The following is a 25,853-nucleotide window of genomic DNA, read 5'->3' as shown; positions in this document are numbered from 1 at the left end:
GCCCATGAAGTTCCCTCACTTCTTTATCCAGCGACCGATCTTCGCCGCGGTCCTGTCGATCATGATCGTGGTCTTTGGCCTGGTGGCGTTCCCGACGCTGCCCGTCGCCCAATACCCCGAGGTCGCGCCGCCGACGGTGGTGGTCAATGCCAGCTATCCCGGCGCCACCGCCGAGACGCTTTCCGAGACCGTGTCGGCGCCGCTCGAGGAAGCGATCAACGGCGTCGAGGACATGCTCTACATGTCGTCCTCGGCCACCGGCGATGGCCAACTGGCGATCACCGTAACCTTCAAGCAGGGGGTCGACGTCGACACCGCCCAGGTCCTGGTCCAGAACCGGGTCTCCACCGCCTTGCCGCGATTGCCCGACCAGGTCCGCCAGATCGGCGTGACCGTCGTCAAGAACTCCCCTGACATCCTTCTTGTCGTCGCCCTGTCCTCGCCGGACGGCTCGCTCTCGCCGCAATACATCTCCAACTACGCCACCACCCAGCTGATCGATCGCATCTCCCGCATCGAGGGGGTCGGCGGCATGCGTGTCCTGGGCGGGCGCGACTACAGCCTGCGCGTCTGGATTGACCCGGGCCAGGCGGCCGAGCGCGACCTGACGGTCGACGAGATCACCGCCGCCATCCGCGCCCAGAACGTGCAGGTCGCCGCCGGCAGCGTCGGCCAGCCGCCCTACAACCAGGGCGGATCGGCCTTCCAGCTGGGCATCCAGGCCAAGGGCCGGCTCAATTCGCCTGAGGAGTTCGGCGCCGTCATCGTCAAGCGCGACGCCCAAGGCCGGCTGACCCGGCTGCGCGACGTGGCGCGCCTGGAGATGGGCGCGCGCGAGTACGGCATCAACGCCGTGCTCAGCGGCAAGCCCATGGTCGCCCTGGCGATCAACCAGCTGCCAGGCTCCAACGCCCTGAAGACGGCCGAGGCGATCCAGGAAGAGATGGCCCAGGCCTCGAAGGGCTTTCCCCAGGGCCTGACCTACACCGTGCCCTACAATCCGACCGAGTACATCTCCGCCTCGATCGAGGGCGTCTACCACACCCTGGTCGAAGCCATCGTCCTCGTCGCGCTCGTGGTCATCCTCTTCGTGCAGAGCTGGCGCGCGGCGATCATCCCGCTGGTGGCCGTACCCATCTCGCTGATCGGCGCCCTGGCGGTCCTGGCCGGGTTTGGCTTCAGCCTCAACAACCTTTCGCTCTTTGGCCTGGTGCTGGCGGTGGGGATCGTCGTCGACGACGCCATCGTCGTGGTGGAGAACGTCGAGCGCTTGATGCATGAGAAGGGCCTGAGCCCCCGGGAGGCCGCCCACGAGACCATGGACGAGGTCTCCGGCGCGCTGGTGGCCATCGTGCTGGTGCTGTGCGGGGTCTTCATTCCCACAGCCTTCATTCCCGGGATCTCCGGCCAGTTCTACAAGCAGTTCGCGCTGACCATCGCCTCCGCGGCGCTGATCTCCTGCTTCGTCTCCCTGACGCTCTCGCCGGCCATGGCGGCCCTGCTCCTGAAGCCTAAGAAAGCCGTCGCGCCTCGGGTGGGATGGCGCGGCGCGCCGGGCCGTTTCGCGGGCGCGTTCAATCGGGGCTTTGAGGCGCTCTCCTCGCGGTTTGGACGCTTTACGGCCCGCGCGGTGCGATCCCTGGCCATCATGGTGGTGCTCTATGCAGGGCTGCTGGCGCTGACCGCCTGGCGCTTTGCCGAGACGCCGACCGGCTTCATTCCCGCGCAGGACCAGAGCTACCTGATCGCGGCGATCCAGCTGCCGCCGGGCGCATCGCTGCAACGCACGACCGAACTGATGGACAAGGTCAGCGCCGTGGCCCTGAAGAACCCGGCGACCAAGGCGACTGTGGCCTTCGCGGGCCTGGACGGGGCGACCCTGACGGGTTCACCTAATTCGGCGGCCATGTTCATTCCGCTCAAGGCGCCGGGCACGCGCGCCAACCTTGACGTGGTGAGCGGCGAGCTGAAGAAGGCCTTCGCCGGCTTCAACGGCGGCAAGGTGCTGCTCATCCGCCCCCCGCCGGTGCGCGGCATCGGCAACGGCGGCGGCTGGAAGCTGATGATCGAGGATCGCTCCAACCTCGGCTACAAGGCCCTGGAATCGGTCGCCACCCAGATGGCCGCCCGCGCCAACAAGACCGATGGCCTGGCCGCCAGCTTCACGCTCTTCAACACCCGCACGCCTCGGCTCTATGCCGACATTGACCGCGAGCGGGCCGAGCAACTGGGCGTGCCGGTCTCAAACGTCTTCTCCACGCTGAGCACCTATCTCGGTTCGACCTACGTCAACGACTTCAACTACCTGGGACGCACCTATCGGGTCACCGCCCAAGCTGACGCGGCCTATCGCGACCAGACGTCCGATGTCGGCGCCCTTCGCACCCGCGCCCAATCGGGCGCGATGGTGCCGCTCGACGCGGTCCTGAGGCTGAAGGACGACAGCGGCGCCTTCCGCGTGGTCCGCTACAACCTCTATCCCACCGCCGAACTGCAGGGCGACACCGCGCCGGGCTATTCCAGCGGCCAGTCGCTGGCCACGCTCACCAAGCTGGCCGACGAGATCTTGCCCAAGGGCATGGCCTTCGAGTGGACCGACCTGGCCTACCAGCAGCAACAGGCTGGCGACACCGGCACCTTGGTCTTCGGCCTAGCCGTGCTCTTCGTCTTCCTGCTGCTGGCGGCCAACTACGAGAGCCTGGTGCTGCCGTTCGCAGTCATCCTGATCGTTCCCATGTGCCTTCTGGCCGCCATCCTCGGCGTCAACCTGATGGGCCGCGACAACAACATCCTCACTCAGATCGGCCTCGTCGTTCTGATCGGCCTGGCGGCCAAGAACGCCATCCTGATCGTTGAGTTCGCGCGCCAGAACGAGCTGTCGGGCATGGACACTCGCCAGGCCGCGCGCCACGCGGCCGAGCAGCGGCTGCGGCCGATCCTGATGACCTCGCTGGCCTTCATCCTGGGCGTGCTTCCGCTGATCCTGGGCAAGGGCCCCGGCGCGGAAATGCGTAGCGCCCTTGGGGTGGCGGTGTTCTTCGGCATGCTCGGCGTGACGATCTTTGGCCTCGTCTTCACTCCCACTTTCTACGTCCTCAGCCGGACGGCAGGCGACTGGATCGCCGCGCATGTCAGGCGCAAGCCAAGCCTTGCGGACCCGGCCAAGGAGGCCCCCACGCCATGAAGACGCGCGTTCTTCTCTGCTGCCTGGCCCTGGCCGGCTGCGCGGTCGGCCCCGACTACCAGGCTCCGTCCGTGCCGAGCGCGGCCGGGACGGGGGCCGCCGGCTTGGCCATGGCGCTCGACCCGCAGGCCGTGCGCAATGAACCTGCCCCGGACCGCTGGTGGAGCCTCTATCACGATCCGGTCCTGGAGCGTCTGGTGGCCGACGCCCTGGCTCACAATCCAGACCTGCGCACCGCTGCCGCCAACCTGACCCGGGCTCGGGCTGCGCTTAGCGAGCGCCGGGCCGACCGCCTGCCCAGCACCCAGACCAGCGTCGCGGCGACCCGCGAGCGACTAGCCGCCGGGCAGGGCCGCGCCGGGCCGGAGGAAATCAGTCTCTACCGGGCCGGTTTCGACGTCGCCTACGAGGCCGACCTCTTCGGCGGCGTCAGCCGCGCCATCGAGGCGGCCCGCGCCGACGCCGACGCGGCCAAGGCCGAGCTCGACGCCGCCCGGGTCTCGATCGCGGCCGAAACGGCCAACGCCTATGCGGCCGCTTGCGGCGCGGGGTTCCGGGCCAAGGTCGCGGCCGAGACCGTGGCGCTGCAGACGCGAACCCTGGATCTCATGCGCACGCTGGATACGGCCGGACGCAGCGGCCGGCGTGACGTCGATCGCGCCGACGTCCTGCTGGCCCAGAGCCAGGCGGTCGTGCCGACGATCGAAGCAGAGCGACGCTCGGCGCTCTTTGCCCTGGCCACCCTCACGGGCCGGCCGCCCCAGGACATCGACGGGGAAGCCCAGGCCTGCATCGAGCCGCTGTTCCTGGACGCGCCCTTGCCGGTCGGCGATAGCGCGGGCCTCCTGGCGCGCAGGCCCGACGTACGCGCTGCCGAGCGTCGCTTGCACGCCCAGACCGCCAGGATCGGCGTGGCGACGGCGGCGCTCTATCCGTCCGTGGTGTTCGGGGGCAGCGTCTCGAGCAGCGGCCGCGGGAGCGGCGAGCTCCTGAAGTCGCCCGGCCTGGCCTTCTCGGTCGGTCCGCTGGTCTCCTGGAACTTCCCCAACCAGGCCGCGGCCCGCGCTCAGGTGCGTCAGGCCAGCGCCGGCGCCGACGCAGCGTTGGCCCAGTTCGACGGCGTCGTCCTCAACGCGCTGCGCGAAACCGAGGACGCATTGTCGCGCTATGTCGCGCTGCGTGAGCGCGCCGGTCTTCTGCGCCGCGCCGAAGAGTCCAGCACCCGCGCCGCGGAACTGAGCCGAATGAGGTTTTCCTCGGGCGCCGACGGCGCCTTGCCGCTGCTGGAGGCCGAGCGCGATCGTGTCCAGGCGCGCGCGGCGCTCGCCCAAGTCGTGCAGGACCTGTCCGAAGCCGAGATCGGCGTCTTCAAGAGCCTTGGCGGCGGGTGGCGCGAGGCTCCGGAGCCGCGCCGTCTGGCGGCCCAGGCCGCCGGCGCCGAGCATTAAGGGGGACCAGATGCGCAAGCGCGTGATCATAGGACTGCTCGTCGCCGTGGTCCTCGGCTTGGCGGGGTTTGGCGCGCTGGCCTGGCGGCCGGCCATCGCCAGGGTCGAGACACCCGCGCCCTCCAGCTTCGCGCCGGCGCTGGTCGCGCGCGGACAGGCGCTGGCCGGAGCGGGCTATTGCGCCAGCTGTCATACCGCCAAGGGGGGAGAGCCCTTCGCCGGCGGCTACGCCATGGAGACGCAGTTCGGCACGATCTACTCGACCAACATCACGCCCGATCCCAAGACCGGGATCGGGGCGTGGTCTCCGCAGGCCTTCCGGCGCGCGATGCACGAGGGCGTCCGCCGCGACGGCGCCCACCTCCTGCCGGCCTTTCCGTACAACCACTTCACCAAGCTCACCGATGACGACGTCGACGCCCTCTACGCCTACATGATGACGCGACCCGCCATCGAAGCGCCGAGCCGTCGTAACGGCATCCCCTTTCCGCTGAACATTCGCGCCCTGCAGGCCGGCTGGAAGCTCTTGTTCTTCCGGCCCGGACGCTTCGAGGCCGACGCCACGCGCAGCGCCGACTGGAACCGCGGCGCCTACCTCGCCCAAGGCGTCAGCCACTGCGGCGCGTGCCACACGCCTCGCAACCTGCTGGGCGCCGAAAAGCGCGGACAAGCCTATGCCGGCGCCCCGATCGACCGGTGGTTCGCCCCTCCGCTGAACCGCGCCAATCCTTCGCCCGCGCCCTGGGACCAGGCCGAATTGACCGCCTACTTGCGCACCGGCGTCAGCCGCTATCATGGCGTCGCCGCCGGGCCGATGGCGCCGGTCGTCCATGACGGAGTGAGCCAACTGCCGGACGCGGACATCAGGGCGCTGGCGGTCTACTTCGCCGAGCAGGGCGGCGCGACGTCCCGCGACGGCGAGCTTGAAGCGGCCTTGCGGCGCGCCGCCGTCGCCAACCGCCTCAATGTCGGTCGCCAAAGCGATCCGTCGGCTCGGCTCTATACGGCCGCCTGCGCTTCCTGCCACTACAACGGCCAAGGCGGGCCCGCCCCGTTGCGCCCGGACCTGGCCCTCAACAGCGCCGTCAATCTCGATGACCCGACCAATCTCCTGCGGGTGATCCTTCACGGGGTGGCCGCCAAGGAGGGCGCGCCGGGCGTGGTGATGCCGGCCTTTGGCCATTTCAGCGACGCCGAGATCGCGCGCCTTGCGGCCTACCTGCGCGCCACCCGCACCGACAAGGCCGCCTGGCCAAATCTCGAGAAGAAGGTCGCGGCTATCCGCGAGGAAGAGAAGGTGACCCCGTGAGGACCGTGTTCACGATCAACGGCCGGTCGGTCAGCGTCGAGGCCGAGGAGGATACGCCTCTGCTCTGGGTCATCCGGGACGAGCTTGGCCTGACCGGCACCAAGTTCGGCTGCGGCATCGGCATGTGCGGCGCCTGCACCGTGCATGTCGGCGGGCGGGCCACGCGCTCATGCATTACATCGCTCGGCGCGGTGGCGGGCGCCGCGGTGACGACCATCGAAGGCCTGGATCCTGCCGGCCGCCACCCGGTGCAGCAGGCCTGGCTGGAGCTCCAGGCTCCGCAGTGCGGCTACTGCCAGTCGGGCCAGATCATGCAGGCCGTGGCCATGCTGAAGGATTTCCCCGCGCCCACGGACGAGGACATCGACGCGACGATGAGCGGCAACCTCTGCCGCTGCATGACCTACGGCCGCATCCGCGCCGCCATCAAACAGGCCGCCGGGACGATCCGGGCCCAGGCCTCGCGCATGACGGGCGGCAAGCTGTGAGCCGCTTGCCATCCCGGGGCGAACCCGACAGCGTGCTGTCTCGCCGCAATTTCCTGATCGCCACGACCAGCGCGGGGCTGGCCTTCGGGTTCTCGGCCCTGGTCGAGGCGGCGATGGATCCGGCCGCGCCAGGCGGCGCGCCGCATGTCGCCGCCGGTCCGCAGTTTGCGCCGACCCTGTGGTTTGCCATCGACGAGGACGGCGTCGTCACCGTCAACATCATCCGCGCGGAGATGGGCCAGCACATCGGCACCGCCCTGGCCCGCATCCTGGCCGACGAGCTGGAAGTGGCCTGGGAAAAGGTGCGGATCGTCCATGTCGACACCGATCCCAAGTGGGGCCTGATGATCACCGGCGGCAGCTGGTCGGTCTGGCAGACCTTCCCGATCTTCAGCCGTGCCGGTGCGGCCGGCCGCATTGCCCTGATTGAAGCTGGGGCCAAGCTGTTGAAGGTCTCCCCGGCTGGCGGGGTCGCGCGCGATGGCGTGGTTCATGTCGGCGGCGCCTCTATCTCGTACGGCGACATCGTCCGGCGCGGTGGGGTCGCGCGGCAGTTCACGCCCGCCGAGCTTGAACACTTGCCGATCAAGCCGGCCGGCGAGCGCAAGCTGGTCGGCAAGGCGGTCAAGGCGCTGGACATCGCCGCCAAGACCACTGGCGCGACGGTCTATGGCATCGACGCAAAAGTCCCGGGCATGGTGTACGCCCGTCCCAAGCTTCCGCCCACGCGCCTGGGCTCCCGTGTGCTCACGGTCGACGACAGCGCCGCACGATCGATCAAGGGGTACCTGCGATACCTGACGCTGGAGGATCCGTCGGGAACTGTTCCCGGCTGGGTGCTGGCCATCGCCGAAACCTATCCGGCCGCGATCCGCGCCGCCGACCTGCTGAAGGTGCGGTGGACGGCGGGTCCGGGCGCGAAGGTGTCGGAGAAGGATCTCCAGGACCATGCGGCCGCCCTCGTCGCAAAGCCCGATGGCGGGGCGCTGCTGGACACCAAGACCGCCGATACCGCTCCCGCCTTCAAAGCGGCCAAGTCGGTGCTGGAGCGGACCTACACCACCGCAACCGTGCTGCACTTCCAACTCGAGCCGCTGAACGCCCTGGCCTTCGAGAAGGACGGGGTGATGGAAGTCCACACCGGAAACCAGTGGCAGAGCCTGATCATGCCGGTCCTGGCCAAGGCGCTGGACCGGCCCGAGGCCAGCATCATCATGCGCACCTACATGCTTGGCGGCGGCTTTGGGCGGCGTCTGAACGGCGATTATGCCGTGCCCGCGGCCCTGGCCGCCAAGGCGCTCGGCAAGCCGGTGAAGCTGGTGTTCACGCGCGAGGACGACGCGCGCTTCGACTCCGTGCGCTCGCCTTCGGTCCAGACCGTGCGGATGGCGTTCGACGGCGCCGGAAAGGTCCTGGCCCAGGAGCATCACGCCGCGGCGGGCTGGCCCATCTTGGCCAACGCCCCGTTCCTGATGCCCAAGGCTGCCAATGGCGTGGCCTATGACCCCTTCGCCATTTCCGGCGCCGATCATTGGTACGAGGTCGGCGCCCACAAGGTGCGGGCGATCAACAACGACTTGGCCCACAAGGCCTTCCGTCCCGGCTGGCTTCGATCGGTGGGACCGGGCTGGACCAACTGGGCTGGCGAGAGCTTCGTCGACGAGGCCGCCCACCACCTCAAGGTCGACCCCGTGGACCTGCGCTTGCGTCTGCTGTCCGGCCACGGCGCCAACGCCGGCGGGGAGGGCGCCGCCAAGGGCGGGGCTCGCCGCCAGGCCGAGGTCGTACGACGCGCCGCGCAGGCCGGCGGCTGGGGCCAGGCCATGCCCAAGGATACGGGGCTGGGCTTGGCGACCAGCTTTGGCCAGGAACGCGAGATGCCGACCTGGGTCGCGTGCGTGGCCAGGGTGCATGTCGATCGCGCCACCGGCGTGGTGACCGTGCAGAAGCTGTCGGTGGTCGTGGACGCCGGCACGATCGTCGATCCGGACGGCGCCCACGCCCAAACCGAAGGGGCGACGCTTTGGGGGATGAGCATGGCCCTCTTCGAGGGCACGCAGTTCGTCAACGGCGAGGTCGTCGATCGCAATCTCGACACTTACACGCCGCTGCGCATGTCCGATCGGCCGCCCATCGACGTGCAGTTCGTCGACAGCGCCGAGGTCCCGGTCGGCCTTGGCGAGCCGGCCACGACCGTCGTGGCGCCGGCCATCGCCAACGCCATCTTCAGGGCGGTCGGCGTGCGTTTACGGCACATCCCCATTCGGTCGGCCGACGTCCTGCGGGCCCTGGCTGATCAGGCCTGAGGTCGGAGCATGGCCGATGCGAGTGCGGGCGGTGAACCATCGCTCGGCGTCGGGGTTGGGCATCTAGCTCAACCCCGCAAGAGGCCCGGACCATGATCGACATCAACAGCGCCACGGCCGAGGATCTGGACGCTGTCGACCTGTTGAAGGGGCACGGGTTCGAGATCGTGCGCTACCGCGAGGAACGCGGGCGCTTCACCGATCTTCGACAGCTGGACGAAGTGCCTGGGCTGTCGGGCAAGACCCAAGGCGTCGAAAGCTACGTCCAGGTCGGCGGCTGAGATCTTCGACGGGCTTGCAAGCGCGGCTAGCGCGCCAGGCCTGAAGGCATGTTAAAGTGGCGATCATGAGTGATCTGAACCGCGCCATCACCATCGCCCTCGCGGCTCACGCCGGTCAGGTCGATAAGGGCGGCAACCCCTACATCATGCATCCGATCCGGGTCATGCTCGCGGTCAAGAGCGAAGAGGCCAGGATCGTGGCTGTCCTGCACGATGTGCTCGAGGACTGTCCTGACCACGTATGGATGGTCAGGGAGGCCGGCTTCAGCCCCAAGATCCTCGAGGCGCTCGATGCTTTGACGAAGCAGCCGCTCGAGCCCTATGGCGACTTCATTCTCCGGGTGGGCATGAACCCGCTCGCCACCCAGGTGAAGCTGGCCGACATGCGCGACAATTCGGATCTCTCGCGCATCCCCAATCCCACCGACAAGGATCGCGAACGGGTGGCCAAGTACGAGAAGTATATCGCGATCCTGGCGGCCTGAACGGCTTTCGGCGCGCCCATGATCTAGTAGCGCGATGTTTGGTAGACGTGGGCGGTCTGCGCCTGGGCGGGCGCTTGTTCTGTCCGGCGATTGGCCTGCAGCTTGGAGATCATCCGCTCGCGCGGAGACAGGCGCGCTAACGCTTCGGCCTGCGTCGAAGGGGGTGGGCTCGGCGGAGGTGATGGCAACACGGGCGCCCAGACCGCTGCGATGGCGGCGGCCTGCGGCGCGGGCTGCGCGACTGGGGGTGCTGGCGTGGTTGCTGTTGGCTCTGGCCGCTGCGCGCGCTTGAGGAGCTTGGGCGCTTCGATCGCCCAGAAGCGAGCCTCGCGCGCTTGGTTTGATCGTGGATCGGGCGGCGGCGGATCACGGCGGCTGTGGCCGATCAAGCGGGAGGGGATATTTGGCCAGCGGCGGTTGTCGAGCGCGGCGTTGCTCAGAACAGTCTCGGTGAGCTTCTCTTGGACGTTCTGCAGGTGGCCGCTGATCAGTTTGGCGCGCGTGATGTATCCGGCGTTCACGCCCGGGAGGCTGTGGTTCATCAAGAGGTGCAGGTCGATCTCCGACAGCCCGGCGATCTGGCCCAGCGTCCGGTAGGTCTGGCGCAGGTCGTTGCCCCACTTGGAGAGCACCTTGCGGTTTTCCTTGTGCTCGACCATCCGGCCTTCGGCGCTCTCGCCCATGAAGATCCAGCCCTCCTTGTTGTCGGGCATCAGCATTCGCCCAGCACGCAGGGCGCGGATCAGGCAGAGGATCATCGCGCGGGAGAGGGGGATGTCAAAAGCGCGATCCGCGCCGCCTTTGGGGCGCGGGATGTGGAGGATACGCTTGCGGATATTGAGGTGCTCGAGGCGGGCTTCCAGCAGCGCGCCCGGGCGGCTGCCACTAAGCAGACTGAAGAGATGAAACTCACGGCGCACGGGATGGCGCATCAAGCGCGCTTGGGCGAACCAGGCGGGCAGGTCCTCCAGGCCCATCGCCGTGTTGCGACGGGTCTCGGGGTTCCAGTCTACGCCGAGGGTCGGATTTTCCGCCGGCAGGTAACGCTGCGTCTTGCGCGCGTGATTGTAGATCGCGCGCAACGTCCGCATCACGCCATTGGCCGCCGATGGGCCGTTCAGCTCGGTCAGGCGGTCGTGATAATTGGCCACCTTCTCCGGATCGTCGGCTAGCTCCATCAAGGGCTGGTCGACCCAATCAGCCATCAAGCGCTCGACGTGGTCGGCGTAGCCCGCGATCGTCGATGGACTGCGGTTCTTGCGCTGCATGTGCGAGGTCAGATAGCGCTCCCAGGCTTGCCGCAAGGTGATGCCGGCGTTGGCCTCAGGTTCGACGGCCTTCTTCTTGGGATAGATGATGGCCTCGCCGGCTGTGACTTTCCCAATGAGGAGCTTGGCCTGGACCCTGGCGTCGCGGGCGTTCATCTCGCCCGCGTAGCCGATGACCACGCTCTTGCTCTCGCGCACGCCATGGACCCAGCGTTCTGCCTGGGCGGTGTAGGATTTGCGGCGACGGCCGACGATGACCATGAAGCCGGACACCTCGGTGTCGCGGACCTTGTAGCGGCCGCTGGCAGCGAGCGGCAGTTGGGCGACGACCCGGTCGGTCAGGAGGATCCGCTTCTCATCCATTTTTGAGGGTCCCTAGGCGTGATCACAAATCAAATTGTTCTGGAGAACTTTTGTTCTGGGGTCTGGTTTGTACTGGGGAACTGGGGTCCACAGTCTTCCAGTCGCCCTTTCCAATCGTTCGCCGAACTGCGATGATTTCGTGAGAAAGTCTAGGCGTTATAATAGTTTATAGGGCTCTGGCGTAAAGTGGCGAATACATGGGTCAACTGCCTTGAGCCGCTACGAATCTGAGGGTCGGACGTTCGAATCGTTCCGGGCGCGCCATTTTCTCCCCCCTGTGATCATTGGGTTTCAGCCTCTCCGGTTGGCGTCGGAGAGCGGCGCGTTCCCGCGCGGCCGAGGTGCTGGCTGTCTAGAGAGCGTACGCCCGGCCCTGTCGCAGAACGATGAAGTTGAAGAAGCCGAGGTCTTTAAGCTGCCGGCTGACGTCAACGCGGCTCGATCGTGATGTTCGCGAAGGCTTGATGTGCGTGACGAGGATCGGCAGCGCTTTCATGCGCGTGTCGTCGCCGACCATGCCTCGCAAGGTCTGAAGCTCCTTGCCGAGCCATGAGGGGGTCAGGTGCCCATAGAGCCGGGCGTCCGGGACGGGGTCGGGGTAGGAGGCCTCGATCACGATCCCGCGCAGCCGCCCTTGCCGCGCGAGCGGAGCCACCGCGCGCCAAAGTTCATTCAGGCGCGTGGAGCCCTCGACCGCGTCGGGACCCGTGTCGCCCAGGCATAGCAGCGCCTCCGAGCCATTCTGGAGCAGAAACGCCGTGGACGGAGAGCCGGCGTGTGAAAGCCGATAGGCGGTGACGCTCATCCCCGTTCCGGCGATCGCCGTCGGCGGGCCACCCGGTTCGAGGTCGCGGTAGTGATACAAGGCCAGGCGAGGTGAAGCGCCGCGATCGCCCATGTTGGGCCAGGCGCTCCAGTTGAAATAGTGATCCGCGATCGCCTGGTTCACCGGCGCCAGCGCCATGATGTCCTTCTTCGTGTCGTCCGGAGAGGCCAGGACGAGGCCCGCGACATGGTCGAGGTGGGCGTGGGTGATCAGGTAGGCGCTGATGGAGGTCATGACCTCCTGGCGTGAAGCGGCGCGAGGGTAGCGGCCGCGCCGGCGCGCCTGGTCGATGCTGGCGGCGAGTGTGCCGGCGTCGCACATCACCCCCGATCGCGCCCCCCGAGCCGTGATGTGATAGGCGCTCGTGGGCTCCTCGACGCCGCCGTTGACGCCCAGGGGCACGAGGTCGAAGGCGGGCGCGCTTGGCGCGGCGCCCGTGAGGAGGAGAAGCGCCGGCAGCAGGGCGCGCGCATAGGCTCGATATCTCATTCCGTTACGCTCGACTCACCCGCCACCCAACCTGCCGCCCCTTTGGGCGCCCGACCGTGATGCATTGCAACCTGCGGCGCCAGACATGGCGGAATCGCGCGCGGGGGAGGCGGAAAGGCCGCCGTCCAAAGCGGCACGCGCCGCCCAAGATGCTTAGTCCGGTGTCACACTGAAGTAAGATTTTATTTCACTTGGGGGCGCGCTTGACCCCGAACGGCCCCCCGCGCCCTTTGCATCCCTTGCGATCACGGGACGCCACGCCTCGACCTTTCGGGGCGCCTCGCCGCCCGGCGAGGGTGCGTTCGTCAGTGATCGAACGGTGAGTTCGGAGATTTCGAGAACATGTCGAGCCTGGTCGTGCGAACACGTCGGACGTTGCTGGCGGCGGCCCTCGCGGGGATGGCCGCCACGTCGGCCCTGGCTCAGGCGCCCGCCTCGGCGCCGGCTTCGGCCAGCGCCGCCGCGCCTATTCCGATCCGCGTCGTGGTCGTCACCGCCTATGCGTTGGAAGACAAGGCCTGGATGGCGCGGGCGCCGCGGACGCTTGAGTTTCCCAACGGCGTCGCGCCGCTGGGCTACGACCCCGACAAGGGCGTCTTGATCGTGCGCACCGGCGTGGGCACCAACCACGCCGCCATCACCACCTTCGCCCTGGCGACCGATCCGCGCTTTGACCTGTCCAAGGCCTATTGGGTGATCGCCGCCATCGCCGGGGTCAATCCGGATGAGGCCTCGCCCGGCTCGGCCGCCTGGATCGGCAATGTCATCGATGTCGACTTCGGCAAATGGGTGGACCCGCGCGAGGCGCCGGCGAATTGGACAGGCGGCTATCCGCCGTTCGAACCGCCGCGTCCGGGCCGGTCCGACAGCGTCTACTACCCGCTCAACATCGGCCTGCGCGACTGGGCCTACGACCTGACCAAGGCCACGCCGCTGCCCGACACCGAGGCGCTGCGTAAGGCCCGCGCGCCGTTCTCGAGCTATCCAAACGGCTACAAGCCGCCGTTCGTGCTGACCGGCGACGAGATCTCCGGCCAATCCTATTGGCACGGCGCGATGCTGACGAAGCGCTACGCCAAGCTGGCGAGCGACTACAGCGGCGGCAAGAGCCGGTTCGTGATGACCGCCATGGAGGACACCGGCGTGGCGAACGCGCTGCGCCGTCTCACCACGGTCGGCAAGGCCGATTACAACCGGCTGCTCGTGCTCCGCACCGCCAGCAACTACTCCCAGCAGGCACCCGGTGAAAACGCGGTCGACAGCATGAACCGTCCCTATGCCGGCGTTGGCGACGCGGCCGCCTATGCCGCCCACGCCGTGGCCGGAAAGGTCGTCGACACCCTCACGGCCAATTGGAGCGTCTATCGCGACACGGTTCCGAGCGTCGCGCGGTGAGTTTTTAAGACGGCGAACCGACGGACCGTCGGCCTAGCCATGAGGACGCGACAAGCGTCCCGATCGTGGGGGAAGCGACCGGAGATCCTGGCCTCGTGGCTGGCCGCGCATCGTCGCGCCGCCGGGGGCGGGCGGCGAAACGGCTTCAGTTCGGTGCGGCTCGGGGGGACCGCGGCGCACCATCATCTAGGGGGACTACGATGCGACATCTTTATGCCGCGAGCGCCATCGCGCTCGCTCTGTCGGCCACCGCCACGGCGGTTGTCGCCCAGGAGACGACTTCCTCGATCCGCGGTTCGGTGACCGCCGGAAGTTCGGCCGCCGTCGGCGCCAGTGTCAGCGCCGTGCACGAACCCTCGGGCACGACGGCCAGCGCCACGACCAACAGCGCCGGCGCCTTCAATCTGACGGGCCTGCGCCCAGGTGGTCCGTATACGGTGACCGTCACGGCGCCGGGCTTTTCGCCGGTGACCTCGCAGAACATCTTTCTGAGCGTTGGGCAGCCCTACAACCTGCCGATCCTCGTCGGCGACAGCCAAGTCGAGGAGCTCGTCGTCACGGCCGCTCGCGCCGAACGCTCGGGACCGCTGGTCTCGGTGTTCGACCGCGACAGCATCGCCAGCGTCGCCTCGGTGTCTCGCGACATCCGCGATATCGCCCGGCGTGACCCGTTCGCGTCGTTCAATCCCAGCACGCGGGGCGTGTCGATCGCCGGTCAGAACGGCCGGACCAACCGGTTCTCGGTCGACGGCGTGCGCTTCTCGGACAATTTCGGCCTCAACCAGGGCGGCTTGCCCAGCGCCCGTGGCCCGATCCCGCTGGACGCGATCGAGCAGCTCTCGGTCAAGATCGCGCCCTATGACGTCTCCGAAGGCGACTTCCAGGGTGGTTCGATCAACGTGGTGCTGCGCTCGGGCGGCAACCGCTTCACCGGCGCGGCGGGCTACACCTATTCGAACGACAGCCTGATGGGGACCAAGTCCAAGGGAACCGCGTTCTCGCAGGACATGACCTCCAAGACGCGCAACGCGTTCCTGTCGGGCCCGATCATCAAGGACAAGCTGTTCTTCGCCTTCGCCTACGAGAAGCTGAACGAGACCGTTCCGTCCGTCTTCGGCCCGCCCGGCTCCGGCAACGCGGTTCCCAACCTGACCCAGGGCCAGATCGACCAGGTCACGTCCATCGCCAAGAGCGTCTACGGCTATGACACGCTCGGCGTGCTCACCAGCCGTCCCGAGAAGGATCGCAAGTGGACGCTGAAACTCGACTGGAACATCAACGACGATCACCGCCTGTCCTACTCCACGATCCAGAACAAGGGCGAGACGGTGGCGCTCAGCGGCGGCAGCTCGTCGAACACCTCGCCGGGCCTGGGCCTTGGCTCCTACGCCACGCACGAACCCGAGCGGGTCAAGACCCACGTCCTGCAGCTGAATTCGAAGTGGACCAACGCGTTCAGCACCGAGCTGCGCGCGAACTATCGCGAGTCGATGAAGATCCCGGTGTCGTTCGGCTCGCCGGGCTATAGCGACATCACGGTCTGCCTCGACCCGCTCGCGGTCGGCTCCCTGAACCAGTGCACCCAGACCGGGACCCCACGCCTGCTTTTCGGCACCGAGGCGTTCAGCCACGCCGATGTCGTCGGCCAGAAGCAGTACGGAGCCGAGTTCATCGCCCGCTACAACCTTGGTGATCACGCCTTCAAGCTGCACGCCGCCTACAGCCGGCTGAAGATCTCCAACACCTTCGTCGCCAACTCGCTGGGGGCCTACTATTTCGACTCTCTGGCCGACTTCCAGGCGCGGCAGGCCGGCCAGCTCCTCTACCAGTATTCGATCACGGGCAACCTTTCGGACGCCAGCGCCAGCTTCGACTATGATCAGCTGACCTTTGGCGCCCAGGACAGCTGGGACGTCACGCCCGACGTCAACGTCACCGTGGGCATCCGGGCTGACGGCTACAAGATGAAGGACGAGGCTCCGCTCAAGCAGTCCTTCCTCAACCGCTATGGCTTCGCCAACAACGCCAATATCGATGGCAAGCTCGTGGTTCAGCCCCGTGTCGGCCTGACCTGGCGTCCGTCCGACCGCCTGACCGTTCGCGGCGGCTTTGGCCTGTTCAACGGCGGCTCGCCGGACGTCTTCGTCGGCAACAGCTTCTCGGCGGCCGGCGTTTACACCAACACCATCACCGTGGGACGCGCCGCGGGCCCCACGGGCTGCACGATCCCCGTCAGCGTGCCCAACGCCGCGGCCATCTGCGCGGCGGCGCTGAACAATGTGCAAGGCAACAAGATCGACCCGCTGGTCGCCAGCTATCTACAAACCAACACCTCCGCCCTGGGCGCCTCGCCGACCTCGTTCATGCTGCCGGGCTTCAAGCTCCCCGCGCAGTGGAAGGCCAACCTGTCGGTCGACTACGCGGCCGACCTGGGCTCGATGCTGGGCGACGGATGGCGCTTCGGCGGCGATCTGTTCTATGGCCACACCGACAGCGCCGCCTATTACACCGACTTCCGCCTGACCCAGGTGGGCACGGCGCCGGACGGCCGTCCGATCTACGCCGACACCTACACCAACACGGCCAACAGCGATCTGGCGATGAAGCACACCGATCGCGGCAAGTCGCTGATCGCCGTGGCCCGGGCCAGCAAGACCTTCGACTTCGGTCTCGACGCCGGCGTCAGCTACACCTACTCGGACATCAAGTCCCTGTCGGACATGGGCACCTACGCCTCGGGCGGCTCGACGGCTAGCGGCACCTACGGCGCCCAGCCGATGGTCGATCCGAACCAGCCCGCCTATGGCACGTCCAGCTACGAGGTCCGGGACAACTGGAAGTTCAATCTGGACTACAGCCACGCCTTCTTCGGCGACTACAAGACCAGCTTCAACCTGTTCGGCGAGCTGCGCTCGGGCTCGCCCTACAGCCTGACGATGAACACGACCACCTCCAACAGCCGCTCGACCCTGTTCGGCACGACCGGCGTCTCCAACCGCTACCTGCTGTATGTGCCGGACGTCTCCAGCATCACGGCCGACTCCAAGGTCTCCTACGCCTCCACGGCCGTCTACGAAGCCTTCCGCGACTTCGTTCAGGCCAACGGCCTGAAACAGGGGATCATCGAGAAGAACAGCGAGAAGTCGCCTGATTACTTCAAGGTCGACCTGCACGTGGAACAGGAGGTGCCCGCGCCGTTCCTGGGCGGGGCGCGGTTCAAGGTGTTCGGCGACGTCGAGAATCTCCTGAACCTGATCAACAGCGATTGGGGCTCCTACCGGACGTACAACCCGCTGACCTCGGTCGTGAACGTCGCCTGCGCCCAACAGGCCGGCGCCAGCTGCGCCCGCTACAACTACACGGCCTTCACCAAGCCGACGCTTCAGCCGAACGCCCAACTGGGCGTGTGGCGCGCCCGACTTGGGGTGCGCTTCGAATTCTGATCTGCTTGACTTGAAGCCACGGCCTCGGCGCATGCGTCGAGGCCGTTTTCGAGCCGAGGGGTGGCCCATGACGTCAGCGTACAAGAAGAGCTTGGCGGCCTTGATGGCCGCCGCGTGTCTGGCTTCCGCAGGGACGGCCTGGGCCCAGTCGGCGGCGGACGCCGATCTGGACGCCGTGTTCGCCCGGGCGGCGACATCGCGCCCCTTGTTGCGCATCCTGCTGACCAAGCTGCCCAAGGGCGCGGACCTGCATAATCACGCCGGCGGCGGGACCTATGCCGAGGATTTCATCGCCTGGGCGGCGGAGGCCGACGGCTGCTTCTCGAAGTCGACCCAATCCCTGGAGCCGGGACCTTGCGCGGGCAACGCGGATCTCACGCCGCTTCGGGGGCTCCCCGAGCGTGATCCCGACCTCTACAGCGATATCGTCGACGCGCTCTCCACGCGACGGTTCGAACAGGGCGTGGGCGATCCGGAAATTTCCGGCCATCGCCGGTTCTTCCGCACCTTCGGGCGTTCGGGTTGGGGGGGCGGCGCCGACCGCGGCGTGCGCATCCAGGCCGAGGCGCTACGCCAGGCCGCGCTCGACAACACGCTCTATCTGGAGCTGATGGCGGGCTCGAGCGCCTCGCGTCCCGTGATCGAGGCGTCCGCGGCGATGGCCTGGGTCGATCCGTGGATCAAGACCGCGGACGGTTCGCCGCCCGATCGTCTGGACGCTAGAATTCTCCGCGAACGCCTCGATCGGCTTGAGCCGGTGATCGCGAAGGCGACGGCGGCTTCCACGGTCGTGGCCAACGCCAACGACAAGGCGATCGCGGCCCTCAATCGCTGCGGGACGGCCAAGCCAGAGCCCGCTTGCGCGGTCACCTTGCGCTACCTGTTGTCGATCTTCCGACAGCGTCCGCCCGAGGTGGTGTTCGGCCAGATGGCGGCCGCCTTCGCCCTCGTGAAGGCCGATCCGCGCTATGTGGGCATCAACATTCTGGAACCCGAGGACGGCCCCGTGTCGCTGCGGGACTACAGGCTGCACATGCGCCTGTTCGCCTTCTTCAGGACGCTTTATCCCGATGTGCCGCTGACCCTGCATGCCGGCGAACTGGCCGTGGGCCTGACCCCGCCGCGCGACATGCGCTTCCACATCACCGAGGCCGTGGAGATCGCTGGCGCGCGACGGATCGGCCACGGGGTGTCGATCGCCCATGAGGAGGACGCCGACAAGCTCCTGGCGCGCATGGCTCGCGACAAGATCGCCGTCGAGATCAACCTGACCAGCAATGACGTGATCCTGGGCGTGAAGGGCAAGGATCATCCGCTGCCGCTCTATCTGGCCGCCGGCGTGCCGGTGACCCTCTCGACCGACGATCTGGGGGTCTCGCGCAGCGACCTCACCAACGAGTACCTGCGCGCCGTCGTCGAACAGGGCGTTGGCTATGGCCGGCTCAAGCAGATGTCGCGCGACAGCCTGACCTATTCGTTCCTGCAGGGCGCCAGCCTGTGGGATGGCCCCTGCGCCTCGGTGAAGGGCGCCGCGCCCTCGGCGCCCTGCGCGGCCATCTTGAAGGCCAGCCCCAAGGCGCGCGACCAATGGCGGCTGGAGCGAGCCTTCGACGCCTTCGAAACCGAGATGAAGGCGATCGTCGCGAAGCTCGCGCCGTGAGGCCTGGCGGCGCCTAGCCCGCCGACATCCACGCGAAGCGCGCCACGAACAGGCCAGCCAGCACGAACAGAAGCCAGTCCCCCGGCTTGGCTTGACCTCGGACGAGCTTCAGCGCGGCGAAGGTGGTGATCCCGAAGGCGAGGCCATTGGCGATCGAGAAGGTGAGGGGAATGATGATCAGCGTGAGGAAGGCGGGCACGGCGGTATAGGCGTCGTCCCAGTCGATCTCGGCCAGGGGCGCCATCATCAATCCGCCGACGATGATCAGCGCCGGGGCCGTGGCCGCGGCCGGCGCCAGCTGAGCGTAAGGGGCGACAAGCACCGCCAGCAGGAAGAGGATACCCGTCACCACCGAGGCCAAACCCGTGCGCCCGCCCGCCTGAACGCCGGCGGCGCTTTCGACATAGCTGGTCACGGTGCTGGTCCCGACCATGGCTCCGGCCATGGTGGCCACCGAATCGGTGGTCAGGATGCGGTTGAGGCCCGGGATCTTCCCCGCCGCGTCGACCAGCCCGGCGCGTTTTGTCACCGCCACCAGCGTGCCGATGTTGTCGAAGATGTCGACGAACAGAAAGACAAACACGATCTCGACCAGGCCGAGGCCATGCTTGCCGCCAAAGCCAAGCGCGCCGGCGATGTCCAGTTTGAAGGCGGTCTCTGCCACCGCGCCGAGGCTATAGGGCTGGGGCGTGATCGAGACTTGGCCGCACAGCCAGGCGACAAGGCTGGTGACGACGATGCCGATCAGCAGGGCGCCCTTGACCCGCCAGGCGTTCAGGCCCGCGATCAGCACCAAACCGAACAGCGCCAGGGCCGGACCGGGCTGGCGCAGGTCGCCGACGGCCACGAACGTCGCGGGGTTGCTGACCACGATCCCGGCGTTCTTGAGACCGATGAAGGCGATGAAGAGGCCTATGCCCCCGGCGACGGCGGCGAAAAGGTGCACGGGAATGGCCGCGATGATCATCTGCCGAATGCCCGCCACCGTCAGAAGCAGGAAGATCGCGCCCGAAAGGAAGACGCAGCCCAGCGCCACGGGCCAGTGCACGCCCATCTGCTGAACAACGGTGTAGGTGAAGTAGGCGTTGAGCCCCATTCCCGGCGCCAGGGCCAGCGGAACGTTGGCGACGAGGCCCATGGCCAGGGTCGCCAGGCCCGCTGTGATGCAGGTGGCGACGGCCACCGCCGCGACCGGCAAGCCAGCGTCCGACAGGATCGCCGGATTGACCATGATGATGTAGGCCATGGCGACGAAGGTCGTCGCTCCCGCCAGGATCTCGGTGCGCACGCTGGAGCCGCGCGCGCTGATCCCGAAAAAGCGGTCCAACGCGATCATCTTTTCTGGCGCGCGACGCGCCGTCTCACCGCTCATTCGTCTTCCCCGATGCTTCGAAGGGTTCAGCGCGCCTTCGCGTGGGCCATGGCGAGCTTCGCGCGTGGCGCTCGCGAAAAGGCGCGACCCTTCCGGGAAGGGCATAGCGGTTGGGGGGGCGCGTCGCGGCGTAAATAAGAAGGCTGTTACTTGAGTTGCCTGGATTCGGGGGCGCTGCTGAATGAGGCGGCGCGTCCTGCCTCGCGCGCGAGCGCTTTTCGCGGCTTGCCGCGGGATCGGCGCCGGGCGCGACCTTCAGGCCCAGCGGGAAACAAGGCTTCCGCGGCTCTCCTCGGTGGTCGGCGCGGTCCCCGCGTTGACCCCTACAGGGGGCTTTGAGCGAGATTATGGTTTACCCGTTTTGGGGAGCATCGCCGCCTTCCGTTTCCGTACAACGATGGATTGTCGGCTCTTGGCGGGTGTTCGGCGGAGGACGACGGGCGGTGGCGAGCGTGGCCAACGAACCAAGCTACGCCCCCTATATTGCAGAGCTTTCTTTGCCTTGTGTAACGGCGGTATTTAGATGATGTGACATCTTGCCGCATGCGGCGTGACGCCACTCATGCTGCTGATCGCAAATTTACTTCGATTTAAGATTGAATAGATCACGATCTCACCCGTGAAATCTCCGCCGAATGAGGCCGGGGTATATTTCATTTGAGTGGGAAGCTGGTGTCGGACTCATTGGAATATTCAGTCAAATTTTCAGGAAATTTGACGATCTCGAATATTGTCGACGCCCATGCGGCTCTCGCCGAGGCCATGGAGCGCGAGGGCGCGGTCGTCCTTAACCTCGATGACGTGGCCGACGCCGACCTGACCTTCGCTCAACTTCTGGAGGCGGCGCGCCGCACGGCGGCCGCCAGGGGACAGCGGATCCGCCTGGAGAAGCCCGCCGAGGGCGCGTTGCTCCAGGTTCTGCAACGCGGCGGATTCTTGGAGCCGGACGACTCCGAACGCCTGAATTTTTGGTCTGGGGGAAAGACACAGTCATGAGCGCCATCCTTACCGTCGATGACTCGGCGAGCATCCGCGCGGCGATCAAGATCGCCCTGAGCAGCGAGGGCTACGCCGTCACCGAGGCGGCCAACGGCGCCGAGGGCCTGGACAAGGCCTCGGCCGGCGGCTTCGACCTGATCGTCACCGATCTCAACATGCCGGTCATGGATGGTTTGACCATGATCCGTGAACTGCGCGCCAAGCCCGCGGGCGCCGGCGTGCCGATCATCTTCCTGACCACCGAGTCCGACGCCGACGTGAAGGCGCAGGCCAAGGCCGCGGGCGCCACCGGTTGGCTAACCAAGCCGTTCGAGCCCGACCAGCTGGTCCGGGTCGTCAAGAAGGTCCTCGCCAAATGAGCGGCCTCGATCCCATCGAGACGTTCCGTCAGGAGGCCCAGGAGCTTCTGGAGCAGGTCGAGCAGGGCCTGCTCGACCTGGCGCATCGTCCCGGGGATCGAGACCTGATCGACGCGGTCTTCCGTGGACTGCACACCCTGAAGGGGTCGGGGGCGATGTTCGGCTTCGACGCCCTGGCCGCCTTCACCCATCACTGCGAGACCGCCTTCGACCGCGTGCGCAAGGGCGAGGTCCCGGCCACGCCGCGTCTGGTCGCCTGCGTGCTGGCCGCCCAGGACCACATGCGCGCCCTGGCGGAGGGCCGGCCCGTCGAGCCCGGCGCCGGCGAGGCGCTGCTGGCCGACCTGCACGCCGCCGTGGACGGCGCCGACGCGCCGGTCGCCGCCGCGATCGCGGAGCCCGCCGGGCCCGCAGCCCGCGTCTGGAAGATTCGCTTCAGCCTGCCCGCCGACGCCCTGGTCAACGGCGCTCGCCCCCTGCCGCTGCTCGACGAGCTGCGCGAGCTTGGCGAGTGTCAGGTCCGGGTGATCACCGACGGCTTGCCGATGCTGGAGGACCTGGTCCCCACGGAGTGCCATCTGGCCTGGGATGTCCTGCTGACCACCCCGCATGGCCGCGACGCCATCGACGACGTCTTCATCTTCGTCATCGACGAGATGACGCTCGAGGTCGAGGAGCTCACGGCCTCTCGGGAAGCGGAGACCGCCTCGGCCGACACGGCCGAACCTTCCCAGGCCGCGCCGACCGAAAAGTCCGCCGAGGCCTCGGCCCCGCAGGACGCCCGCGCCGCCAAGGCTGGCGGCGAGACCGTCCGCGTTCCGGCCGAGCGGCTGGATGAGATGATGGATCGCGTTGGCGAATTGGTCATCGCCCAATCCCGCCTCAAGCAGCTGGCCTCCTCAAGCCTCGACACCGCCCTGCGCGCCGTCGCCGAGGAGATCGAGCGTCTGGCCGCCGAGATGCGCGACACCATGATGGTCGTTCGCATGGTGCCGGTGATTCAGCTGTTCGGACGCTTCCGTCGCCTGATCCACGACCTGCAGCACGACACCGGCAAGAAGATCGAACTGCAGATCGAAGGCGAGACGACCGAGCTCGACAAGACCGTGATCGAGCGCCTGGCCGACCCTCTGGTCCACCTGGTTCGCAACGCCGCCGACCACGGCCTGGAAACGCCCGAGCAACGTCTCGCCGCCGGCAAGTCCGAGGCGGGCCTGATCCGGCTCTCCGCCGTCCAGTCCGGCGCGGAGGTGCTGATCACCATCACCGACGACGGCCGTGGCGTGGACCGGGATCGGGTGCGCGCCAAGGCCGAGGAAAACGGCCTGATCGCCCCGGGCCAGGCCCTGACCGACAACGAACTGCTGAACCTGATCTTCGCGCCGGGCTTCTCGACGGCGGCGACGATCACCAACCTGTCCGGGCGCGGCGTGGGCATGGACGTCGTCAAGAAAACCATCGAGGGCCTGCGCGGTTCGCTGGACATCGCCAGCAACCCTGGCGAAGGCTCGGTGGTCTCGCTGCGAATTCCGCTGACCCTGGCGATCATCGACGGGCTCTTGGTCCGCGTCGGCGCCAGCCGCTTCGTCATTCCGCTGGCCAATGTCGAGGAATGCGTCGAGCTGTCCCCGGCCCAAGACCTGCGCTCGACCGGCCGCAGCCTGATCACGCTGCGCGACGAGCTCGTGCCGTTCATCCGCCTGCGCGAACAGTTCAACACGGGCAGCGCGCCCGATCCGCACCAGAAGATCGTCGTGGTCTCGACCGGCCAGGACCGCGTCGGCCTGGTCGTCGATCAGATCCTGGGCGACCACCAGACGGTCATCAAGCCGCTGTCCAGCTTCCATGCCGATGTCGGCGCCTTTTCGGGCGCGACGATCCTGGGCGATGGCGGCGTGGCCCTGATCCTCGACATCCCCCCCTTGGTCAATCTGGGCCAGCGCCACGACGCCCAGATGCGCGTGGCGGGCTAGGCGGAGCGCGACATGACCCAACATGCCATCGAGGCCCTGACCTTTGATCTGCAAGGCGAGACCTTCGCCCTGGAAGCCGGCCTGGTCCGCGAGGTCCTGGACCTGCTGCCCGAGACCGAGGTCCCCGGCGCGCCGCCGTTCGTCGGCGCGGTCATAAACTTCCGTGGCCGGATCATTCCTCTGGTCGACCTGCGTTTCGCGTTCGAAATGGAGCGCGCCGCGCCCACGATCGACACGCGGATCGTGGTGATCGAGCATCCCCTGGACGGCGAGCCCGCCCTGATCGGCCTCCGCGCCGACAAGGTGCACGAGGTCACGACGATCACCCACGAAACCACCGAGGATGTTCCTCGGATCGGCCTTCGCTGGCGCACCGATTTCATCCGCCGGCTGGCCCGGCGCGACGGGGATCTGATCGTGATCCCCGACCTTGACCAGATTTTCTCCGCTCGGGGCCAGATGGCTTCGGTCACGTCCCTTCATCCGACTCAAACCCGCTGAGCGGCCGGAGTTTTCCCATGCGTCTGACCATCAAACTGCAACTCGCCCTGGCCTTCGGGTTCATCATCGTCCTGCTGCTGGTCGGCAATCTCTTCGGTTTGAACGGCCTGTCGAAGGCCAACCGCGAGATGGACGCCATGATCAAGGGTCCGGCCAGCCGGCTGGAAGCCGCCCAGCAGCTTGAAATCCATCTGCTGAACATGGTGCGAGCCGAGAAGAACATGATCCTCGTTGGCTCGCCCGACGAGGTGCGAAAGCTCGAGGCGTCGTTCGAAAAGGAGCGCCAGGCGTTTGACGCCCTGCTGACCAAGACCGAAGGCATGGCGACGGCGGAGGGTAGGCCGAAGTGGGAAGCGCTCGGCTCGGCCTTCGAGCAATTGACCGACGTGCATGCCAAGGTCCTGCAACTGAGCCTGGCGGGTGACGCCACGGGCGCCGCGGCGCTGTCGATGGGCGAAGGGCGCAAGGTCGTGACCGAGGCCAGCGCGCGCTCGGACGAGCTGGTCGAACTGTCCAAGGCTCAGCTCGAAACCGCGTCCGCCAAGTCCGACGAGGACTTCGCGGCGACCCGCAACGTTCTGATCGGCGTCTCGATCGTGTCGCTGCTGGCGGCCATTGGCGCGGCTGTCTACATCGGCGCCGTGGTCAGCAAAGGCCTGGCCCGCGCCACCGAGGCCGTCCGCACCGTCGCCGACGGCGATCTGACCAAGACGGTCGAAATCACCACGCGCGACGAGATCGGCGACCTTTTGGGCAACGTCAATGTCATGATCGACCGCCTGCGCGGCATCGTGGCCGACGCCATCTCGGCCTCGGAGAACGTCTCGTCGGGCAGCCAGGAGCTGTCGGCGACCGCCGAGCAGATGAGCCAGGGCGTCACCGAACAGGCCGCCGCCGCCGAGCAGGTCTCGGCCTCGATGGAAGAGATGGCGTCCAACATCAAGCAGAACGCCGACAACGCCAACCAGACCGAGAAGATCGCCCGCCAGTCGGCCCAGGACGCGGAGGTTTCGGGCCAGGCGGTCAACAAGGCCGTCGACGCCATGCGGACGATCGCCGAGAAGATCACCATCGTTCAGGAAATCGCTCGTCAGACCGACCTCCTGGCGTTGAACGCCGCCGTCGAGGCCGCCCGCGCGGGCGAGCACGGTCGCGGCTTCGCGGTGGTCGCCTCGGAAGTGCGCAAGCTGGCCGAACGTAGCCAGACCGCCGCCGCCGAGATCAGCGCGGTGTCCACCGACACCGTCAAGGCGGCCCAGACGGCCGGCGAGATGCTGACCACCCTGGTGCCGAACATCCGCAAGACCGCCGAGCTGGTCTCGGAGATCAGCGCCGCCTGCCGCGAGCAGGACATCGGCTCCAGCCAAATCAACGAGGCCATCCAGCAACTGGACAAGGTCACCCAGCAGAACGCCGCCGCCTCGGAAGAGATGTCGGCGACGTCCGAGGAGCTGGCGGCCCAGGCCGAGGAGCTTCAGACCTCGATCTCGTACTTCCGCACCGACAGCGGCGGCCACGGTCGCCGTCCGGCGGCTCGTCCAGCCGCCCGGCGTCCGACGTCCGCCGCCAAGCCGGTCGCCAAGGCGCCCGTCCGGAGCCCGGTGGCCGCCCAGCAGGCCCGCGCGGCCGGCTTCGCCCTGGACCTGACCAGCGGTGGCCCCGACGCGGACGACGCCGATTTCCGTGAATACGCCTGAACCAACC

Annotated in this window: 18 protein-coding genes; 15 read left to right on the top strand and 3 right to left on the bottom strand. The window is 67.5% G+C overall.

The window, feature by feature from the left end:
* Window positions 1–4: 4 nt before the first annotated feature.
* From J2728_RS03580 to J2728_RS03550, 7 genes are all read left to right on the top strand, one after another.
* Window positions 5–3,184: an efflux RND transporter permease subunit gene (locus tag J2728_RS03580; protein WP_309996457.1), complete on the top strand. Its 3,180-nt coding sequence runs from the start codon at window positions 5–7 to the stop codon at window positions 3,182–3,184.
* Complete coding sequence (locus J2728_RS03575) at window positions 3,181–4,632, top strand: efflux transporter outer membrane subunit (RefSeq protein ID WP_309996454.1); 1,452 nt, start codon at window positions 3,181–3,183, stop codon at window positions 4,630–4,632. Before J2728_RS03580 ends, J2728_RS03575 begins: the two co-directional genes overlap by 4 nt.
* A gap of 10 nt (window positions 4,633–4,642) precedes the next feature.
* A complete protein-coding gene (locus J2728_RS03570; protein ID WP_309996452.1) occupies window positions 4,643–5,941 on the top strand; it encodes a cytochrome c in 1,299 nt (432 codons plus the stop codon).
* The gene (locus J2728_RS03565; RefSeq protein WP_309996449.1) at window positions 5,938–6,429 is read left to right on the top strand and encodes a (2Fe-2S)-binding protein; all 492 of its coding nucleotides are present in this window, start codon (window positions 5,938–5,940) and stop codon (window positions 6,427–6,429) included. The genes J2728_RS03570 and J2728_RS03565 overlap by 4 nt, the downstream gene beginning before the upstream one ends.
* Window positions 6,426–8,735 carry a xanthine dehydrogenase family protein molybdopterin-binding subunit gene (locus tag J2728_RS03560; RefSeq protein WP_309996446.1) on the top strand — a complete coding sequence of 770 codons (2,310 nt, stop codon included), beginning with the start codon at window positions 6,426–6,428 and terminating at the stop codon, window positions 8,733–8,735. Before J2728_RS03565 ends, J2728_RS03560 begins: the two co-directional genes overlap by 4 nt.
* Window positions 8,736–8,827: 92 nt before the next feature.
* Window positions 8,828–9,016 (top strand): ComEA family DNA-binding protein, encoded by a 189-nt coding sequence (locus J2728_RS03555; RefSeq protein ID WP_309996444.1) that lies wholly within the window; start codon window positions 8,828–8,830, stop codon window positions 9,014–9,016.
* A 65-nt stretch (window positions 9,017–9,081) separates the two neighbouring features.
* Window positions 9,082–9,501 (top strand): hypothetical protein, encoded by a 420-nt coding sequence (locus J2728_RS03550; RefSeq protein ID WP_309996441.1) that lies wholly within the window; start codon window positions 9,082–9,084, stop codon window positions 9,499–9,501.
* 23 nt (window positions 9,502–9,524) lie between these two features.
* Here J2728_RS03550 and J2728_RS03545 read toward each other — a convergent pair whose 3' ends face one another.
* A complete protein-coding gene (locus tag J2728_RS03545; protein WP_309996439.1) occupies window positions 9,525–11,132 on the bottom strand; it encodes an integrase in 1,608 nt (535 codons plus the stop codon).
* A 352-nt stretch (window positions 11,133–11,484) separates the two neighbouring features.
* Window positions 11,485–12,447 carry an MBL fold metallo-hydrolase gene (locus J2728_RS03540; protein WP_309996437.1) on the bottom strand — a complete coding sequence of 321 codons (963 nt, stop codon included), beginning with the start codon at window positions 12,445–12,447 and terminating at the stop codon, window positions 11,485–11,487.
* Window positions 12,448–12,789: 342 nt separating this feature from the next.
* On the opposite strand from J2728_RS03540, the gene J2728_RS03535 reads away from it, so the two are divergent.
* From J2728_RS03535 to J2728_RS03525, 3 genes are all read left to right on the top strand, one after another.
* On the top strand, window positions 12,790–13,842 hold the full coding sequence (locus J2728_RS03535; RefSeq protein WP_309996433.1) for a purine nucleoside permease: 1,053 nt from the start codon (window positions 12,790–12,792) through the stop codon (window positions 13,840–13,842).
* 200 nt (window positions 13,843–14,042) lie between these two features.
* Window positions 14,043–17,285 carry a TonB-dependent receptor gene (locus tag J2728_RS03530; RefSeq protein WP_309996429.1) on the top strand — a complete coding sequence of 1,081 codons (3,243 nt, stop codon included), beginning with the start codon at window positions 14,043–14,045 and terminating at the stop codon, window positions 17,283–17,285.
* A gap of 67 nt (window positions 17,286–17,352) precedes the next feature.
* A complete protein-coding gene (locus tag J2728_RS03525) occupies window positions 17,353–18,945 on the top strand; it encodes an adenosine deaminase family protein (RefSeq protein WP_309996427.1) in 1,593 nt (530 codons plus the stop codon).
* A gap of 13 nt (window positions 18,946–18,958) precedes the next feature.
* Here the strand turns inward: J2728_RS03525 and J2728_RS03520 are convergent, their stop codons facing one another.
* Window positions 18,959–20,317 (bottom strand): NCS2 family permease, encoded by a 1,359-nt coding sequence (locus J2728_RS03520; protein ID WP_309996424.1) that lies wholly within the window; start codon window positions 20,315–20,317, stop codon window positions 18,959–18,961.
* Window positions 20,318–21,001: 684 nt separating this feature from the next.
* Here J2728_RS03520 and J2728_RS03515 point away from each other — a divergent pair.
* From J2728_RS03515 to J2728_RS03495, 5 genes are read left to right on the top strand one after another with little or no spacing between them, the layout of a single operon-like run.
* On the top strand, window positions 21,002–21,313 hold the full coding sequence (locus J2728_RS03515; RefSeq protein ID WP_309996421.1) for an STAS domain-containing protein: 312 nt from the start codon (window positions 21,002–21,004) through the stop codon (window positions 21,311–21,313).
* The gene (locus J2728_RS03510) at window positions 21,310–21,675 is read left to right on the top strand and encodes a response regulator (RefSeq protein ID WP_309996418.1); all 366 of its coding nucleotides are present in this window, start codon (window positions 21,310–21,312) and stop codon (window positions 21,673–21,675) included. Before J2728_RS03515 ends, J2728_RS03510 begins: the two co-directional genes overlap by 4 nt.
* Window positions 21,672–23,648, top strand: a complete 1,977-nt coding sequence (locus tag J2728_RS03505; protein ID WP_309996415.1) for a chemotaxis protein CheA — start codon at window positions 21,672–21,674, stop codon at window positions 23,646–23,648. Before J2728_RS03510 ends, J2728_RS03505 begins: the two co-directional genes overlap by 4 nt.
* 12 nt (window positions 23,649–23,660) lie before the next feature.
* Window positions 23,661–24,149: a chemotaxis protein CheW gene (locus tag J2728_RS03500; RefSeq protein WP_309996411.1), complete on the top strand. Its 489-nt coding sequence runs from the start codon at window positions 23,661–23,663 to the stop codon at window positions 24,147–24,149.
* Between the two features lie 17 nt (window positions 24,150–24,166).
* Window positions 24,167–25,846 (top strand): methyl-accepting chemotaxis protein, encoded by a 1,680-nt coding sequence (locus J2728_RS03495; RefSeq protein WP_309996408.1) that lies wholly within the window; start codon window positions 24,167–24,169, stop codon window positions 25,844–25,846.
* The last annotated feature ends 7 nt before the right edge of the window (window positions 25,847–25,853 follow it).

The organism is Caulobacter segnis (assembly GCF_031454995.1).
In the GTDB taxonomy this organism is placed as follows: Bacteria; Pseudomonadota; Alphaproteobacteria; order Caulobacterales; family Caulobacteraceae; genus Caulobacter; species Caulobacter segnis_E.
The sequence above is the reverse complement of the archived record's forward strand: the minus strand, read 5'-3'. Positions and strand labels throughout refer to the sequence as shown.

Bases quoted from the DNA above. Each gene is read 5' to 3' on its own strand.
- J2728_RS03505 (WP_309996415.1), top strand. From the start codon at position 21,672: ATGAGCGGCCTCGATCCCATCGAGACGTTCCGTCAGGAGGCCCAGGAG.
- J2728_RS03545 (WP_309996439.1), bottom strand. From the start codon at position 11,132: ATGGATGAGAAGCGGATCCTCCTGACCGACCGGGTCGTCGCCCAACTG.
- J2728_RS03580 (WP_309996457.1), top strand. From the start codon at position 5: ATGAAGTTCCCTCACTTCTTTATCCAGCGACCGATCTTCGCCGCGGTC.
- J2728_RS03570 (WP_309996452.1), top strand. From the start codon at position 4,643: ATGCGCAAGCGCGTGATCATAGGACTGCTCGTCGCCGTGGTCCTCGGC.
- J2728_RS03495 (WP_309996408.1), top strand. From the start codon at position 24,167: ATGCGTCTGACCATCAAACTGCAACTCGCCCTGGCCTTCGGGTTCATC.
- J2728_RS03575 (WP_309996454.1), top strand. From the start codon at position 3,181: ATGAAGACGCGCGTTCTTCTCTGCTGCCTGGCCCTGGCCGGCTGCGCG.
- J2728_RS03510 (WP_309996418.1), top strand. From the start codon at position 21,310: ATGAGCGCCATCCTTACCGTCGATGACTCGGCGAGCATCCGCGCGGCG.
- J2728_RS03555 (WP_309996444.1), top strand. From the start codon at position 8,828: ATGATCGACATCAACAGCGCCACGGCCGAGGATCTGGACGCTGTCGAC.
- J2728_RS03540 (WP_309996437.1), bottom strand. From the start codon at position 12,447: ATGAGATATCGAGCCTATGCGCGCGCCCTGCTGCCGGCGCTTCTCCTC.
- J2728_RS03520 (WP_309996424.1), bottom strand. From the start codon at position 20,317: ATGAGCGGTGAGACGGCGCGTCGCGCGCCAGAAAAGATGATCGCGTTG.
- J2728_RS03530 (WP_309996429.1), top strand. From the start codon at position 14,043: ATGCGACATCTTTATGCCGCGAGCGCCATCGCGCTCGCTCTGTCGGCC.
- J2728_RS03535 (WP_309996433.1), top strand. From the start codon at position 12,790: ATGTCGAGCCTGGTCGTGCGAACACGTCGGACGTTGCTGGCGGCGGCC.
- J2728_RS03525 (WP_309996427.1), top strand. From the start codon at position 17,353: ATGACGTCAGCGTACAAGAAGAGCTTGGCGGCCTTGATGGCCGCCGCG.
- J2728_RS03500 (WP_309996411.1), top strand. From the start codon at position 23,661: ATGACCCAACATGCCATCGAGGCCCTGACCTTTGATCTGCAAGGCGAG.
- J2728_RS03550 (WP_309996441.1), top strand. From the start codon at position 9,082: ATGAGTGATCTGAACCGCGCCATCACCATCGCCCTCGCGGCTCACGCC.